The organism is Opitutus sp. GAS368, assembly GCF_900104925.1.
In the GTDB taxonomy this organism is placed as follows: domain Bacteria; phylum Verrucomicrobiota; class Verrucomicrobiia; order Opitutales; family Opitutaceae; genus Lacunisphaera.
This window is the reverse complement of the sequence record NZ_LT629735.1, coordinates 3,085,739-3,101,186: the sequence shown is the minus strand read 5'-3', so window position 1 is coordinate 3,101,186 and position 15,448 is coordinate 3,085,739. Positions and strand designations below refer to the sequence as shown.

The following is a 15,448-nucleotide window of genomic DNA, read 5'->3' as shown; positions in this document are numbered from 1 at the left end:
CCCGCAGGGCGTAGGCGGGCCAAAGGACACAACGACGGGCCGAATGCCATGAAAGAATTCGCCTACGTCTACATTCTGGAGTCCCTGACCCTTGGGGGCGGTTTTTATGTTGGCCTCACGGAAGATCTGGCGGCCCGCCTGGCGAAGCACAATGAAGGCGGGGTTCCCCACACCGCGAAATTCCGGCCCTGGCGCGTCAAGACCGCCGTTGCATTCCGTGATCGAAGCCAAGCCGCCGCCTTCGAGAAATATCTCAAATCTCCGTCGGGCCGTGCGTTCAGTAAAAAGCGCTTGTGAGTTGTTGTCCGCTTTTGTGTGACCGGTGTGCTCTTCCTTCAGGAGGAAGCCAGCCGCTTGGTCGAGGCCCAGCGGTTGAGGGCTCCGCGGAGATCGATTTCCCGCACGGGTTTGCTGACGTAGTCGTCCATGCCGACGGCGAGGCATTTCTCCCGGTCGCCCTGCATGGCATTGGCGGTCATGGCGATGATGTGGACCCGCGGCTTCGGGCAACCGGAAGCGATGGAGTCGCTCTCCCGCCGTCGGATCGTTTGCGTGGCCTCGTAACCGTCCATCTCCGGCATCTGGCAATCCATGAAGACCAAATCATAGGGCACATCTTCCAGCGCCTGCACCACTTCGCGGCCGTTGGCCACGGCATCGGCCGTGTAGCCTAGTTTTTTCAGTTGGGCCAGCGCCACCTTCTGGTTCACGACGTTGTCTTCGGCCAACAAGATGCGCACCTTGGTCTGCGGCCCGGAAGCCGGGGTGGAGGGAACGTTGGACGAAGGCGTCGCCTTGGCAAAGATGGCCACGGCATCCGCTTGGCCGACGGCGGAGATCAGGCAGTCGAACAAACGCGACTGTTTGACGGGCTTGACGAGATAGGCGTCGATCCCGACCTCTTTAAGCTCGGCCGAACTCATGAAATGGCCGAGCGAGGTCAGGATAATCAGCCGTGTTGCGGCAATGGCGGGGTCGGCCTTGATGGCGCGGGCCAGGGTCAGACCGTCCATCTCGGGCATCTGCATGTCGAGGAGCGCCACGTCGTAGGGGCTGCCGCTGGCGGCAGCCGCCCGCAGAATCTGCAGGGCCTCGTGCCCGCCGGCGGCGCTGCCTTTCTGCATCTTCCAGGCGAAAATCTGGTGGCGCAGGATCTGGCGGTTGGTGGCGTTGTCATCCACCACCAGCACCCGGAGATTGAACAAATCGCGGCTGAGTTCGGCCTCGGACCTGGGCGGCCCGATCTGCTTGGGGAAGGTGGCGGTGAACCAGAAGGTGGTCCCTTTGCCCAGTTCACTCTGCACGCCGATCTCACCGTGCATCATCGCGACGAGCTGCTTGGAAATCGCGAGGCCGAGGCCGGTGCCACCATAGCGACGCGTGGTGGAACTATCGGCCTGGGTGAAGGCCTGGAAGAGTTTGGCCTGTACTTCGGAAGCGATGCCGATGCCCGTGTCGATAACGCTGAAGCGCACCGTGGCGTCCGTCTCGGTTGCACGCTCCTCGGAGACCCGGACCACGACCTCGCCCTGCTCGGTGAACTTGATGGCGTTGCCGATGAGGTTGACCAATATCTGGCGCACCCGGCCGGGATCGCCCCGCAGCCGGGCATGGACATCGGGAGGAATGGCGCTGACCAGCTCGATGTTCTTGCGCTGCGCCCGTTCGGCCAGCATGTCGAGCGTGCCCTCGACCGTCTCGATCAGGTCGAAATCCAGCTCCTCGAAGTGGAGTTTGCCGGCCTCGATCTTGGAGAAGTCGAGGATGTCGTTGATGACGGTGAGCAGGGTGTCCGCGCTGGTGCGGATCGTCTCGGCGTATTCGCGCTGCTGCGGATCAAGTTCGGTGTCGAGGAGCAGGCCGGTCATGCCGATGACGCCGTTCATCGGCGTCCGGATCTCGTGGCTCATGTTGGCCAAAAACTCGCTTTTGGTCTTGGTCGCGGCTTCGGCGGCCTCCTTCGCGATCCGCAGCTCTTCCATTCGTCGCTCGCGCTCGATGCGTCCTTGTTCCAAGGCCGTGTTTTGACGCTGAATTGTGGTCAGCATCTCATTGAACACCTCCGCCAGTTTTCCCAGCTCGTCGCCGCCGCCTTGCGCCGCCCGCAACGAATAGTCGCGCTCATTTGAGACGCGGGACATCACGGCGGTGAGGCTTAAAACGGGCTTGAGCATCCGCTGGCTGCTCCAAACGCCGAACACAATGAGCCCCAGGCTGATTGCGGCAATCTCCAGCGTTACGATCTGGTGCTCCTGGTACCGGTCCGCCTGGTGGAACGTGAAGTAGTCAACTTGCTGTCTTTTGATGATGCGAACGACGGCGTCGATCAGGTCGGTTGGCTCGCGATCCATGCCCCGGACTCTGGCGTCGGCTGATTTGTAATCCATCCGGCCGCTTTTGACAAAAATCTCCAATGCCTCGCGATACTTCCGGCCCAAGTCTTCGTGCATCCTCAGGAACTTATCGACGACGCCACGATCGGCCGGCTGAACGAGCACCGCGGCCAGCATTTTCCCATCCGTTTGCACCCGATTTTCCTGGTTCAGGAATTGCCGGTGGTATTTTTCGAAATCGGCGGCGTCATGGCCTCGCAGCAAGACATCCTTCCACTCCTGAACCTGTTTCTTGAAATCCAGCTGCATGATCCTCGCCAGTTCTATTTGCTGGAGGGCTGCACGGTAGGACTGATCGTCCGCCGCCGTGTTGGCGGCCACCCAAGACAAAAGGTTCAATGAGCCAATGAAAACTATGGCTGCGCATACTCCGCCCAGCAGGCTGACTTTGGTGGTGATACTGAGTCCGTTCATGGAAGGAGAGCCTCAACCCCCTAAAACCAAACTGATACACTACCTAGCTTTGTCATGACGGTAAAGGGTACAAAACGATAGTTGGTACGGCTGCTTGGGCGACTGCAACGAGTAGGCCAATCAAAACCAAGAGGGGAATCGGCTCACTTTGCATAGCAATGCGGCTCCGCCGTAGCCCTCGGGTTCGCCTGAGCCCAAAGTTGGGATGGGAGTATGGTTAGGCAATCCTAGACCGCTTATGGCTAAGCTCTTTCCGCAAGATGACCGCATTGAGGGGCACGGGATCAGTCGAGGGACTAAGCTTACCGGCCAGCCTTGTTCAGCATCCGCTCGGAGGTGTTGTTTAACACCTGATTTCTTTGTTCGCAGAAAAGCTTAGCGCTCCTCGGTTCGCGATAAACGAACTTGTGCTCCACCACTTTGGGATGCGAACGGATGCTTTTCGTTGCTCGCTTGACGTTAAGTCAATGGTGTTCGGGCGGCCGGATATACACCCGGGCTATCCCATTTGCGTCAGTCCGGAGACTAACATGCTGGTCGGTGATGGTGGTCTCGGGGTTGGCGGCAATTGCTGCGGCGTCAGCCGGAACGTCGAAACTGACAGGCGCATGGACATATGGCACCCCGTTCGGACGGGTGATTCTCACTGCATACTCTCCTGTCTCGGGGTCTGTTCCAGTCAGAGGCGTAATGACCGGTGTTTCCCCGTTGTAATAATCGGTTGGGTCCGTGCCTTGCTCGTATTCCTGTTGGTTGGTCAGCCCGTCTTCGTCGGGGTCTCCGTCCGGGTCAACCCCGAGGTGACCGAAGTATTGCATCTGCCACGCGCCGGGAAGTCCCTTGCTCGCTGAGCCACCGGCCGCCGCAGTCAAGTTCGGTTTGGTCACCGGTGGCCTATTGCGTGCAGGCACCGATACCGAAACGGGGAAATTCTGTGCCGGTGGTGGGGTGACCGCGCTGGACTTCGGGGTGGGCGGCTCAGGGGGCAGTATGAATATCCTGGCCAAGCCGTATTCGTCGGCGCGGACGCTAAGGTGATCGGAGAAAGGGGTGCCATCAGCGCTTTCGGCCAGTTGACCGACCGAAGGGGGAATTTCAAAATTAACCGGGGCGCCGGGCCAAGGTTCACCGTTTGGTCGCGTGACTCTTACGAGATACACCCCGGTCGGGGAGTTGGTGCCGGCCAGAACCGTGAGCGTGGGAATCGCACCGTTGAAGAAATCGGTGGGATCGGTGTCGTTCAGATATTCATCTTCGTTGGTTATATTATCGCCGTCAGGATCATCGTCTGGGCTGACTCCAAGATGCCCGAAGTAGAACATTTGCCAGTCATCCGGCAGTTCATGATCTTTGCGTTTGGGCAGGGTCGAGACAAACTTGCCGGGCGACACTTTGCGCGAGGCCGGCCAGCTTATCCTTATCTGACCGGGCTTCCCGAATGCCGCGATATATTCCGCGGGATGGTCGGCTTTGATTTTATCCAGCCTGGAAGCAATTTCATCGATCGGCAAACCGATCCACGGTTCTTGCAACGGAATTACCCGGAGGTAGGATTTTGCCGCCGGAATATATCGTTTCGCCGCCTCTTGCTGGATGCCATCCACGAGACCATGAAGCACGATAACAAACGGCTCTCGTTCGTCCGCGGGGGGCCTTTCATTGAGGATTTCACCCAGTTTGAGGGTGACGTAAGCATTGCCATAGTGCTTTGCCGCATATTCCTCTTGGAAGACCCGCTGTAGAAACGCATTTGGGGTCTCCTTGTCGAGGGGCACAATTTGCGTGTTGAGATAGCGGATTATGCCCCGAAGAAGCAGGGTTTGCCGGATGCTATCCAAAGCGGCGGAGAAATCACCCGTATTGTTGAGCAGGATATCGGGGGTTTTGTAGTAGAGGCAATTGAAGGCATCCAGGCGGGACGGAATCCGCACCAGGCTATCGCGGGCTGAGATGAGTCTTTCGACGGCAAAGGCCAAACGCGGGTATTCGTTCATGCCAAATTGACCTTCGTGTGTCTTGATCGCAGCCGCGAAGGCATCCAGATTCCCGAGCGTGAGATCCCCCACCTTCAATGGCACCGAGTTGGCGGCATTGGCTTTGGGCATTTTCATTATTTCCCGGATTTTTGCGCCATATTGGGCACTGATCTCTCCGCTTCCGTAATTATTGTTATTATTGGTCAGGCTGATAATCACGTCCTGCGCATCTCGCGGCCTGCCCTCGTCGCGAAAGATGAAATACTGCCGCCATCGGCTCACGAACATGCGGATTTCCTGGAGGGTTCGAACGGGGCCATTGTTGGCGCGCGAGGGGTGGGCTTTGGTTTCCGCGGCTTCCGCGATTGCCACGTCGGTCAGCAGCCCGTCGAAGTCTGCGGCCCCGCGGGCGGAATCAAAAGTGGCGGCCAGTCGCTTTAGAAATGGATCCAGCAAAGCATGGTCGTTTTCCGCCATCTTGCTGGCGATCTGATCTTGGATTTCAATGAGCCTGCTGCGCGGAATCACCGGGAAACCCACCGCGTCTTGGATCATCTGGTGCAGGGTTTGTGCCGCGGCGTCCAGGTCGTCTTTGCTCATCGCGTGGAGGTAATCCTGCCAACGCATGAGAAAACCCCGAAGGCTTTCGACCCTGCCTGGCTGGCTGTAGCCCCTGTAGTTGGTGCTCCCTGAGCTGAGGGCACTGAGCTTTTCCAAGAAAACGTCATATGAGCTGATGGGCGCATTCGCCGCCACGGCCGCTTGAATCTCAGGGACCATGACTTCAACCGCTTTATCAAGTTTCTCGGCATTGGCCACGGCCTGGGCCTGGGTCTTTTCCAGTTGTTGCCTTGCCGCCGCAAACTGCGTCGGGTCGGCGGCAGGAGCATTTTGCGCTGAACAAACCTCTGCCACAAGCCCGAGGGCGAGAGTTGCAAGGATTTTGGCGGGGGGCATAGTACGTCAGTGTAAGTCCGCCGAATCGTCAGCGTGCGTTGGCCCCGTTGATTGTGTGCCCCACTGCACTGGTGTGGGCAATCTGATTTAGAAAAGCCATTCGTTTGGCGTTTAACACCCATTCGTTCGTGCTGAGCGGACTTGTGGTCCACCAATTTTCTTTCCGGAGCGGAAAGAGAATTGCCCTCCGACTTGTCCGCCATGGCCCAACGGGCGATGGCGGGAGCTTGGGCGAAGGCAGGCCTTGGCTGCCCACTGCAGGTATGAGTCCCATCCCGCCGCCACTCCGGGCCAAAACCGTGCTGGCTTACCCCCTTGCCCAGCGTGACTTAACCCTGTCACCCAATTGGCGCCGAAATTGCTGTTGCGGGTGACCGAGGCGGGGAGAAATTGACCCACCTCCTTAATCTTGAAACAGAATACCAACATGAAAAAGACCACCAAGAAGATTTCTCCGGCGAAGGCCGCGCCCGCGCGCACCCAGGCCACGGCAAAGACCATCAAGGCCATCCTCGCCAAGAAGGCCGCGCCCGCCAAAAAGAAGACCGGCGAACCGCCTGCGACCTTTATCTCCGCGCAAATTGACATCGGCTTCGGCAACCACCTCTTCCTCCGCGGCGAGGGCCCGGGCCTGAGCTGGGACCGCGGCGTCGCCATGGATTGCACCGGCGCCGGCCTCTGGACCGCCAGCGTCAAGAACGCCAAGGCCCCGGTCACCTTCAAGGTGCTGGTGAACGACCTCTCCTGGAGCAGCGGCGAGGACTTCGTCGCGGCCCCCGGCCAGAGCGTCACGATCACGCCGTCGTTCTGAACCGAACCCAGACGGGTCACCACCAGGGAGTGTTTTCAAAGCTCGGAAGGGGGACCACTAAAAAGATTCCGCCAACGGCGGAATCTAATTTCACTGCTCCGGCTGATCGCCTCCGCCGCCAGGTTCAGGGGGCGGCTGATCGCCGCCCTCTCTGCCCGCGATTAGCGGCCCCCCGAAACCCACCGCGCAGGCGATCAGCCGGAGCGGTTTCTGTGGATTTCATCATTGGTGAAATCCCATTATACCAAACACCCAAAGCTTTTACACGAAGGCCGCAAAGAACGCAGAGATATTTCCCTTCGCAGGATCTGCTTCGCGGTCTTGGCGACCTTGGTGTAGAGTGTAGTAGCTTGAGGCGATTGATATTAGTGGTCCTTTGCGGAGGTTTGAAGACACACCCTAATCCACACTAATGGGTCACAAATCCTGATTAGTGCTCCGGTTAGTGCCCATTAGGGAGTGTTTTCAAACCCGGTTTGTCATCCTGAGCGAAGCGAAGGATCCACGGCAACGAAGGCCATATCGCGAGCGAACGCATGGATTCTTCACTTCGTTCAGAATGACAGAAACCGGGTATTTGTTGGGTTTGATAACACTCCCTAGTGGTTAAGAACCGTTTTCCGTCTTACACGGCAGGCGGGCTTGCCGCGCCGGAGCTGGGCGAAGGCGGGTCCGGGTTGATCGCCCGCAGCGCCGCCTGCACCTCGGCGGCGCCAACCTTCGTGCCGTCGGCGTTTTTCGCCGGCAGCACGGTGCACCGCAGCTTGATCCGCGTGAACGGCCATGGAATGTAGAACCGGTCCCAGCTGCGCAGCCGCTTGGCCGGGCCAAACTCGGCGCCGAGCAGCACAATCGGGGCGTTGTTGCGCCGCGTCACGACCAGCACGCCCGGCTCGACCTCATAGATCGGCCCGCGCGGGCCGTCGGGCGTGATCCCGATGTCGTGCCCGGCGCGCATGACCTCGATCAAAGCCTTGCCCGCCTCGCGGCCGAAATTGCTGCTCGAGCCGCGCACGGGCACAATGCCGATCAGCCGGTAGAACGCCGCCAGCCACGCGCCGTCCTTGCTCGCGCTCACCAGGCCATACAGGGGGCGCCGGGTGCGGTAACGGCGGAAAATCTCTGGTGAAATAAAGAGCCGGTTGTGCCAGAGCACGAAGGCGATCGGCACGTCGCACTTGCTCAGCCGCGCCACCGTTTCCGCGTCGGCCTCGAAGCGCAGCGTCCGGTTCCAGAGCCGCAGCAGGACGGCCAGCAGCCAGAGCAGCGCGTATTTCCAGCCGCGCACTTCGTTGACGGAAGCTGAGTCTTCTGTGGGCAGGCCCCCGTTATGCGGGAAGCCCGGGCCCGCCGCCAAGTTAAACTTGTCCCTTCCGTCCTCTGTCCTCTGTCTTCCGTCCTCTGTCCTCTTCCGCACCTTTCCCCCCCTGTCCCCACCTGCCGCCGGCTCCCGCGGCGATGGACGCCGGCGCGCTCACCGCCCACGGCGACGAACGCGATGCGGAGTTCTACCTGACGGCCCTGACCTACGCCCAATACCTCTGGCAGCGCGGCCTGGCGGCGCGCGCCATCCTGAAGCTCGACCGGGCGCTGCTGTCCGATGTGCGCGGCCACGAGACGGAGCTGCGCGACTGGCCCCTGCCCTACGAGGCCATGGCGTGGTTCCTGCGCCACACGCCGCCGGATGTCTTCATCGGCAACCCGCGCGTGCATTTCCAACACCTCGCCGACCGGATGAACGAGCCTCGCCGCGAACAGCGCCGCTGGCGCACCTGGGCCTGCTGGGCGCTCGCCCGTGCGGTCCGGCCGGAGTTTCCCGATGACCCAAAGCACCTCGTCGAGGAGCCCAGCCTGGCGCAAATCACCGCCAAGCTCACGGCCCACGGCATGCCTGGCGAAACCGCGCTCTGGCAGGCGGTCCTGGCCAAAGCAGCACGATAAATGTAGGGTCGCCGCTTGTCGGCGGACCGGATTGGGAGTCAGCGCGGTCCGGCGACTAGCGCCGACCCTACACCAACCAAATGGCCGCTGCCAGGTGACTCGGTCCACCGTCGTTATCCTCCGCGCCACCCTCATCGGTAGCTATGCGCCGTCAAAGGATCTCGTTCCGGATCCTGTATGCCATGAAACGCGGCCGCATCGGTTCCTTTCTCAAAATTCAGCTCCGATTCAGGCAGCGTTAAGCGAAGGTGGTTATTGTTCCCTCCGTCATAGCGCAGGTTGTTGCCTCCCCTCCCCTGGCAGCGCCGCATTCAGTTGCCCCAGCATCGTCCGAGATCCGCCCCACCAAGCCCAACCCCTTCCCCGGAGTGAACCCGTTGTTGCCCGCCTCCGAGCCGACCCCCAGCACCGATCAGGGGCGTTGGTTCGTGGCCGAGGTGCACCCCCATGCCCCGGCGCTGAAATCCTGGCTGCGGTCGCGGTTTCCCCGGCTGCCGGATGTGGAGGACATCGCCCAGATTGCCTTCCTGCGCCTCTGGCGGCGCCAGAGCCAACCCGGCACCGCAATGCCCAGATCACCCAAGGCCGTGCTGTTTGCCATCGCCCGCAACGCCGCCATCGACGAAGTGCGCCACCGGGTGGCTTCCCGCACGGATGCTGTCGCGGAAACCGGGCAGTTGCACGTCTTAGATGAAGGATCGGATGTGCCGGCAACCGTCAGCGCCCGCCAGGAACTCGAATTCCTGGCCGATGCGCTGCGGGGACTGCCCACCCGTTGCCGCCAAGTCATCACTTTAACCAAGATCTATGGCCTCACCGAAAAGCAGGTTGCCGAAAAACTGGGCATCTCCGAAAACACGGTCCGCACCCATGTGGTGCGGGGCATGGAAAGCTGCACGGAATACCTGCGCCGCCATGGCGTGAACCGGAAATGATGAAACCCGTCCACCCCACGCCGACACCCTCCTCCGGGATCGCAACCGCCCAATCCATCCAGCGGCAGGCGGCCGAATGGCTGGCGCTCCGGGCGGCGCGGCCGTTGAGCCCGGATGAACAGGCCGCCTTGGCCGAGTGGTGCGCCGCCGATCCGCGGCACGTGGCCATGCTGGCCGAGGTCGACGACGCCTACCAGACTTTCGACCGGCTGGCCTTTTATCCGCGCCCGCCGGACGGGGCCGTCGATCCGGACCTGCTGGTTCGTCGCCGGGGTTTCGCCCCGGTGGCGCTGGCTGTTGCGGCGGCGGCGGCCGTCGCCCTGACCGCCCTCTTCTGGTGGCAGGCTCCCTCGTCGACTGTGGCCCCCGCGCCGCTGGTCGCCGCCGCCCCGCATTTCCTGCGCCTGCCCGACGGCTCCCGGGTCGAGCTGAATTCCGGGAGCGAAGTGGCCGAGCATTTCACGGCCACGGAGCGCCGCGTCCGCCTGGTGCGCGGCGAGGCTCACTTTGAGGTGGCGAAGAATCCGCTCCGGCCGTTCATCGTCGAGGCGAACAATATCTCCGTCCGCGCCGTCGGCACCGCCTTCGACGTCCGGCTCGGCGCCACCGCCGTGGATGTCCTTGTGACCGAGGGCAAGGTGGGCGTCACCTCCGCCAGCCGGCCGCTCGCGGTTTCCGGCGAAGCGCACCGGGACGCCGCAACCCCGGCGGCGCTCGGCCCGGGCGTGATTCTCGTCGCCGGGCAACGGACCGCGGTGCCCACCGCTCCCACCCCGTCGACACCGCCGGAACTCGTCGTCGAGAATCTGAGCGAGCCCCAGATCGCCCGTGCCCTCTCCTGGCAAAGCAGCCGGCTGGTCTTCGACGCCATGCCGCTCGCGGAGGTCGTGGAACGGTTCAACCGCTCGGCCGCCGGGCAGGACGGCCCGCGCGCCGTGCATCTCCAGGTCCGCGGCACCGACCTCGAAGGCCTGCGGATCAGCGGCCGCATCCGCTACGACAGCATCGAGAATTTTGTCGAGGTGCTGGAGGAGAATTTCGACGTCACGGCTGAGCACCGGGGCTCCGAAATCATCCTGCGCCGGCGGCGCTGAACAGATTGTTGTCACTGGGCCCGGCCGGTTCGCGCGTCTCAAAGGGGACAGCGGCCGACTGCATGTCGCGGCGGCCCCACCCTTACCCCATGTCACCTCACGCCTCACCCAAGCGCGCCTTCGGAAAGACCTTCGCTTTCCTTTGCCTTGCCTCCCTGTCTTTTCTCCCCGCCCGGGCCGCCGAGCCCGTCAAGCGCGCCTTCGACCTGCCCGCGGCTGATGCGGCGGTCACGCTGAAGGCCTTTGCCGAGCAATCCGGCCGCGAAATTGTCTATGCCGTCGACGCCGTGCGCGGCACGCGGACCAACGCGGTGAAGGGCGAGCTGCTGCCGCAGGAAGCGCTTGAGCTGATGCTCGCCGGCACGGATCTGATGGCGACCCAGTCAAAGGGCGGCCTGCTGGCCGTCAAAAAGGCTCCCGACCCAAAAGACCAAAGGGCGGCGCAGACCACGGCCCCGAGCGCCCGCCCGAATAAGGAGGAGGTCACCGAGCTGGCCAAGTTTACCGTCACCGGTTCCAACATCCCGACCGCGGCGAATGCGACGTCCTCGCCCGTCACCATCCTCGGCAGCAAGCAGATCGACCAGGCCGGCGTGAACGCCAACATGCTGGAACTGCTCCGCAAGCGGCTGCCCTCGATCACCGGCCGGAGCAATATCGGCGCCGCCAACGCGAACAACGTCAACCAGATCACCCTGGGCGGTTCGCAGATCGCGCTGCGCAACCTCGATACGCTGGTGTTGATCAACGGCCGCCGGGTCGCCACCAACGGCGCCAACGGCATCCGCGGGAGGAATTTCGTGGACGTCAACCAGATCCCGGTCGCCGCCGTGGAGCGCGTGGAAATCCTCACCGACGGGGCTTCCGCCATCTACGGCTCCGATGCGGTGGGCGGCGTGGTGAATTTCATCCTGAAATCCGACTACCAGGGCGCCGAGGCGGGCGGGCGCATGGCCTGGGCCACCGGCAACGGCAATTACACGGAACGCTCCGCCTACGTGGTCGCCGGGGCCGGCCAGAAGGGCGTGAGCGTCACGGTCTCCGGCAACTGGACGAAGAACACCCCGTTGTTCCAGAAGGACCGCCCCTTCAGCCAGTCGATCACCGGCCGCAATGCCACCATCGCCGGCGCGATCGGCTCGGGCACGGTCTTCCCGACGCACTTCCTCAACCCCACCCTCAACTCACCCAGCCAGACCAATCCCACCGGCAGCAACGCGACGGCGACCAGCTTGAACGCGCTCGTCGCCAACGGCACCTATGTGCCGTCGGATTTCGCCACGATCGCGGCCACCTTCGACTCCGCGCTCTACACCACCCTGCTGCTCGGCCAGGAACAGAAAACCGCGCTCGTCAACGCGTCCGCCGACCTGTTCGGCAAAAAACTCGTCGCCTTCGGCTCGGCCATCCTGGGCAAGACCGACAGCTCCTACCAGCTGCCCGCGCAGACGACCACGTTCACCGAGCCGGCCCGCGCACCCTTCAATCCCCTCACGGTCGCCTTCCCCCGCATCGGTTTCTCCTACCTGCCCGCCCCGATCCAATACACGGAGAACAGCAAATCGAACTGGGCCTCCGGCGGCTTGCGCGGCGAGCTGGGCCCCAGGTGGAACTGGGAGGCCGCCTACACCTACAACGACAATCGCATCAGCCAGCGCCAAAAGAACGTCTACTACACGCCCAACCTCACCCGCGCCCTCGCCGGCGGCTTCGATGCCGCGGGCAACGCGGTCGCCGGTGGCGCCTACAGCCGGGTGATCGCGGGTTTCTCGGAAGCGACCGGGAGCTTCGTCTTCCAGCCGGCACTGGACCCGTTCGCCCGCGCGGCGGCGGTCAATCCCGCGTCACTGGCCAACCTGCTTGGCACCGCGGTGATCGCCGTGGGCAGCAAGCTGGACTCGACCGACCTGAAACTGGTCGGCACCCCCTTCAACCTGCCCGCGGGTGAAGTGGGCCTCGCGGTGGGCGGTTCCACCCGCAAGGAAGAGGTGTTCGGCCAGCCCGACGAGAACTCCTATGTCAGCGGACCCACCGCGGCGCGCTGGACGGGCGCCGGGACGTTCGATCCCTTCGACCAGAGCCGGCGCATTGACTCCGGTTTCGCGGAGGTGCGCATTCCCGTCACCAGTCCGGCGTGGAATTTCCGCGGGGCCCGGGTCCTCGACCTCTCCCTGGCCTACCGCATGGAAAAATACAGTGACGTCGGAAATTCCAGCGTGCCGAAATACAGCGTGCGCTGGCAGCCGGTGGATGAGTCCCTGACCCTGCGCTACACCTATGCCAAGTCGTTCACCGCTCCCGGCCTCTATTTTCTGTTCGGTCCGTCCAACCAGACGCTGACGACCGCCGCCACCGTGCCGACCGCCCTCGGTTTTCCCGGCCAGGCCAACAACCTCACGACCAACAATCCCGACTTGAAGCCCTCGACCGCCGTGACGCAGGCCGCGGGCCTCGTGTTCTCGCCGAAGGGAATCAAGAACCTCACCTTGACCGTGGATTACATCAGCGCGGATCAAAAGGGCGTCGTGGGCGGGCCGGGCGCGGGCGTGACCCTGAGCACCACCGACCGGCTGGGCGCGGCTTCGCCCTACCTCGGCAATGTCGCCCTCAACAACTTCCCCGGCCGGCCCGGGGCGGTCGCGATCACCCAGGTCCACCAGCTCAGTGATCTCCTGCGGAACGGCGGCAGCGCCTCCAGCATCTATCTCACGAGCAATTTCATCAACCTCAGCGGCGCCAAGGTGCGCGCGTTCGACGTGAACGTGGACTACGAATTGCACACTGAAAACCTCGGCAAGTTCGACTTCAACTCCGCCGCGACCATCTTCCAAAGCTACCGGTTCAAGGCGCTGCCCGAGCAGCCCTACTACGAATACGTGGGCTACGCGACCAACGGCGGCACCGGCCAGCAGGGCACCATCCCGCGCTACCGCCTCTACTCGGTCGTTGACTGGAATCGCGGCCCGTGGCGCGTGATGGTCGGCAATACCTTCGTGCCGGGCGTCACGGACATCGGCGTGGGCGGGGATACTTATGCGAACAGCACGACGATCAAGGCGACCCCCGTGGCCTCCTACGCCTCGTGGGACCTCCAGTTCGGCTACACCTTCGCCGGGAAATCGACGCACCGCTGGATTCCCCGCAACACGAAGCTCACGCTGGGCGTGAACAATGTCTTTGATCGCATGCCGCCGAGCGCCCCGCAGGCATTTACCGACTCTTCCGTCGACCCCTCGACCTATGGTCTGATCGGCCGTCTCATCTTCGTTTCCACGGCGGTCAAATTCTGAACCATGCGGCTGCCCTCCACCATTGTCCTGGCCGGGCTGGTCGGCCTGACCGGCCGGACCGGCGCGGCGGAGTCCCCGCCGTCCGCCCCGGTTGATCCCAACCGCACCGTGCAGGGCGGATCGCGCGCCGAGTTCCGCGAAACGCTCCATGCCCGGGCCGATCCCGGCCTGCCGGCCTATGTGCCGGCGCACGGCGTGACGGAAAAACTGGTCGTGATGGGCACGGACACCATGGCCGACCTTATGAACCTTTGGATCGCGGGTTTCCGCCGGTTCCATCCGCAGGCCGATTTCCTCCTCGAGGCCAGGGGCTCGTTGACGGGGGCGACCCCACTCACCGAGGGCCGCTCGGACCTTGCCACGTTCTCCCGGGAGATGTTTCCCTCCGAAGTTGAAGCCTTCAGGGGGAAGCACGGCTATGCGCCGCTGGCGGTCCGGGTGGCGCTCGGTGGGTGGCGGGCGCCGGATCGCACGGGCATCAGCGTCTTTTTTGTCCATCGCGACAATCCCATCACGCGGCTGACCCTCGACCAGCTGGCCGCAATCTATGGCACCGCGCCCGGCCGCGAGCCGGTCACGACCTGGGGACAGCTCGGTCTGACCGGGGAGTGGGCCGGCCGCGAGGTTCATCCCGTCGGGATCGCCATGCCCGACGGCACCGCGAATTTCATCCGGCACTACGTTTGCGGGGACACGGATTTCACCAGCCGCCTCAAGGGCGAAAAAGCCGGCCAGCCGGTCAAGGCCTCCGTGCGCATTCTCGCCGACATCGCCGCTGATCCGGGCGCGATCGGCTATGTGAGCCTGCTTTACGAGAACTCCGCCACAAAAAGCATCGCCATCGCGCGGACCGCGCAGGGTCCCTACTACACCGGGACGTTCGAGGAAACCGCCTCCGCGCAATATCCGCTCACGCGCTTCGTCTACCTCTACGTCAACCGCGTCCCGGGCCAGCGGCTCGACCCCCGGGTCGAGGAATTTCTGCGTTACATCCTCAGCTTGGAAGGCCAGCGCGCCGTCGAGGCGGAGGGCCTCTTTCTGCCGCTGCCCGCGGCGCTCGCCGCCGCGGAGCGCGCCAAGCTGGAATAATTCCCCCGGCCTTTCCCGCCCCCAGCCACCTCAGATCATGAACCGGCTATCCTTCCCGCGTTTTGCCCCCGCCTTGGCCATTCTGGCGCTGCTACCTGCTTTCCTGCGGGCCGACGGCCCCGCCTGGGGCAAGGCTGCCGAGAACAAGATCTACGCCCAGCGGCTGATCAACAGCCTCGTGGCCGATCATCCCGGGCTGGTCATGGCCGGCATTCATGCGCTGGCACCTGGAGCGGCCGCCCCGGGCATCGTCGCCTCCACCCTCGATCGCATCGGCGCTCCCGATGACGAGGGCGACCTTTCGGTGGGCGTGGGTGGACGCACCATCCTGGTGCCACACCTGAAGAATCCGACCCGATGCGGACTGCTTTTGCCGCTCAAGGACGCCAGCGGCAACCGCATCGGTGCCCTGGCCCTCGCCTTCAGGTATCCCGCCGCCGAGGACGAAGTGAAAACCTACCTGGCGGGAGTTGCCATCCGGAACGACCTGGCCAAGCAGATTCCCAACCTAGCCGCGCTCTTCTCCCGACCGCCCGGCTGAAGGCACT

The 15,448-nt window shown here is 63.2% G+C and carries 12 protein-coding genes; 9 read left to right on the top strand and 3 right to left on the bottom strand.

Features of this window, described 5'->3' with window-relative positions; translation table 11 throughout:
* The first annotated feature begins 48 nt into the window (after nt 1–48).
* Nucleotides 49–297: a GIY-YIG nuclease family protein gene (locus tag BLU29_RS13295; RefSeq protein ID WP_091058791.1), complete on the top strand. Its 249-nt coding sequence runs from the start codon at nt 49–51 to the stop codon at nt 295–297.
* A gap of 38 nt (nt 298–335) precedes the next feature.
* Here BLU29_RS13295 and BLU29_RS13290 read toward each other — a convergent pair whose 3' ends face one another.
* Nucleotides 336–2,351: a response regulator gene (locus tag BLU29_RS13290; protein WP_172830265.1), complete on the bottom strand. Its 2,016-nt coding sequence runs from the start codon at nt 2,349–2,351 to the stop codon at nt 336–338.
* Nucleotides 2,352–2,444: 93 nt separating this feature from the next.
* Here BLU29_RS13290 and BLU29_RS18320 point away from each other — a divergent pair, with 93 nt between their 5' ends.
* The gene (locus tag BLU29_RS18320) at nt 2,445–2,735 is read left to right on the top strand and encodes a hypothetical protein (RefSeq protein WP_172830264.1); all 291 of its coding nucleotides are present in this window, start codon (nt 2,445–2,447) and stop codon (nt 2,733–2,735) included.
* A gap of 536 nt (nt 2,736–3,271) precedes the next feature.
* On the opposite strand, the gene BLU29_RS13285 is transcribed toward BLU29_RS18320, so the two are convergent.
* Nucleotides 3,272–5,740, bottom strand: a complete 2,469-nt coding sequence (locus BLU29_RS13285; RefSeq protein WP_091058786.1) for a hypothetical protein — start codon at nt 5,738–5,740, stop codon at nt 3,272–3,274.
* 427 nt (nt 5,741–6,167) lie between these two features.
* On the opposite strand from BLU29_RS13285, the gene BLU29_RS13280 reads away from it, so the two are divergent.
* Nucleotides 6,168–6,551 carry a hypothetical protein gene (locus BLU29_RS13280; RefSeq protein ID WP_091058783.1) on the top strand — a complete coding sequence of 128 codons (384 nt, stop codon included), beginning with the start codon at nt 6,168–6,170 and terminating at the stop codon, nt 6,549–6,551.
* A 625-nt stretch (nt 6,552–7,176) separates the two neighbouring features.
* Here the strand turns inward: BLU29_RS13280 and BLU29_RS13275 are convergent.
* The gene (locus BLU29_RS13275) at nt 7,177–7,839 is read right to left on the bottom strand and encodes a lysophospholipid acyltransferase family protein (RefSeq protein WP_157693854.1); all 663 of its coding nucleotides are present in this window, start codon (nt 7,837–7,839) and stop codon (nt 7,177–7,179) included.
* 170 nt (nt 7,840–8,009) lie between these two features.
* On the opposite strand from BLU29_RS13275, the gene BLU29_RS13270 reads away from it, so the two are divergent.
* The 6 genes from BLU29_RS13270 to BLU29_RS13245 all read left to right on the top strand — a co-directional run bounded on the left by BLU29_RS13270 (nt 8,010) and on the right by BLU29_RS13245 (nt 15,441).
* Nucleotides 8,010–8,492 (top strand): hypothetical protein, encoded by a 483-nt coding sequence (locus BLU29_RS13270; protein ID WP_091058778.1) that lies wholly within the window; start codon nt 8,010–8,012, stop codon nt 8,490–8,492.
* A 368-nt stretch (nt 8,493–8,860) separates the two neighbouring features.
* Nucleotides 8,861–9,427, top strand: a complete 567-nt coding sequence (locus BLU29_RS13265; RefSeq protein WP_172830263.1) for an RNA polymerase sigma factor — start codon at nt 8,861–8,863, stop codon at nt 9,425–9,427.
* Nucleotides 9,424–10,521, top strand: a complete 1,098-nt coding sequence (locus BLU29_RS13260) for a FecR domain-containing protein (protein WP_091058772.1) — start codon at nt 9,424–9,426, stop codon at nt 10,519–10,521. Before BLU29_RS13265 ends, BLU29_RS13260 begins: the two co-directional genes overlap by 4 nt.
* A gap of 89 nt (nt 10,522–10,610) precedes the next feature.
* Nucleotides 10,611–13,811, top strand: a complete 3,201-nt coding sequence (locus BLU29_RS13255; RefSeq protein WP_157693852.1) for a TonB-dependent receptor — start codon at nt 10,611–10,613, stop codon at nt 13,809–13,811.
* Between the two features lie 3 nt (nt 13,812–13,814).
* On the top strand, nt 13,815–14,900 hold the full coding sequence (locus tag BLU29_RS13250; RefSeq protein ID WP_091058767.1) for a substrate-binding domain-containing protein: 1,086 nt from the start codon (nt 13,815–13,817) through the stop codon (nt 14,898–14,900).
* A gap of 37 nt (nt 14,901–14,937) precedes the next feature.
* A complete protein-coding gene (locus tag BLU29_RS13245) occupies nt 14,938–15,441 on the top strand; it encodes a hypothetical protein (protein ID WP_157693851.1) in 504 nt (167 codons plus the stop codon).
* The last annotated feature ends 7 nt before the right edge of the window (nt 15,442–15,448 follow it).

Bases quoted from the DNA above. Each gene is read 5' to 3' on its own strand.
- BLU29_RS13295 (WP_091058791.1), top strand. From the start codon at position 49: ATGAAAGAATTCGCCTACGTCTACATTCTGGAGTCCCTGACCCTTGGG.
- BLU29_RS13290 (WP_172830265.1), bottom strand. From the start codon at position 2,351: ATGGATCGCGAGCCAACCGACCTGATCGACGCCGTCGTTCGCATCATC.
- BLU29_RS13285 (WP_091058786.1), bottom strand. From the start codon at position 5,740: ATGCCCCCCGCCAAAATCCTTGCAACTCTCGCCCTCGGGCTTGTGGCA.
- BLU29_RS13280 (WP_091058783.1), top strand. From the start codon at position 6,168: ATGAAAAAGACCACCAAGAAGATTTCTCCGGCGAAGGCCGCGCCCGCG.
- BLU29_RS13270 (WP_091058778.1), top strand. From the start codon at position 8,010: ATGGACGCCGGCGCGCTCACCGCCCACGGCGACGAACGCGATGCGGAG.
- BLU29_RS13260 (WP_091058772.1), top strand. From the start codon at position 9,424: ATGATGAAACCCGTCCACCCCACGCCGACACCCTCCTCCGGGATCGCA.
- BLU29_RS13255 (WP_157693852.1), top strand. From the start codon at position 10,611: ATGTCACCTCACGCCTCACCCAAGCGCGCCTTCGGAAAGACCTTCGCT.
- BLU29_RS13250 (WP_091058767.1), top strand. From the start codon at position 13,815: ATGCGGCTGCCCTCCACCATTGTCCTGGCCGGGCTGGTCGGCCTGACC.
- BLU29_RS13245 (WP_157693851.1), top strand. From the start codon at position 14,938: ATGAACCGGCTATCCTTCCCGCGTTTTGCCCCCGCCTTGGCCATTCTG.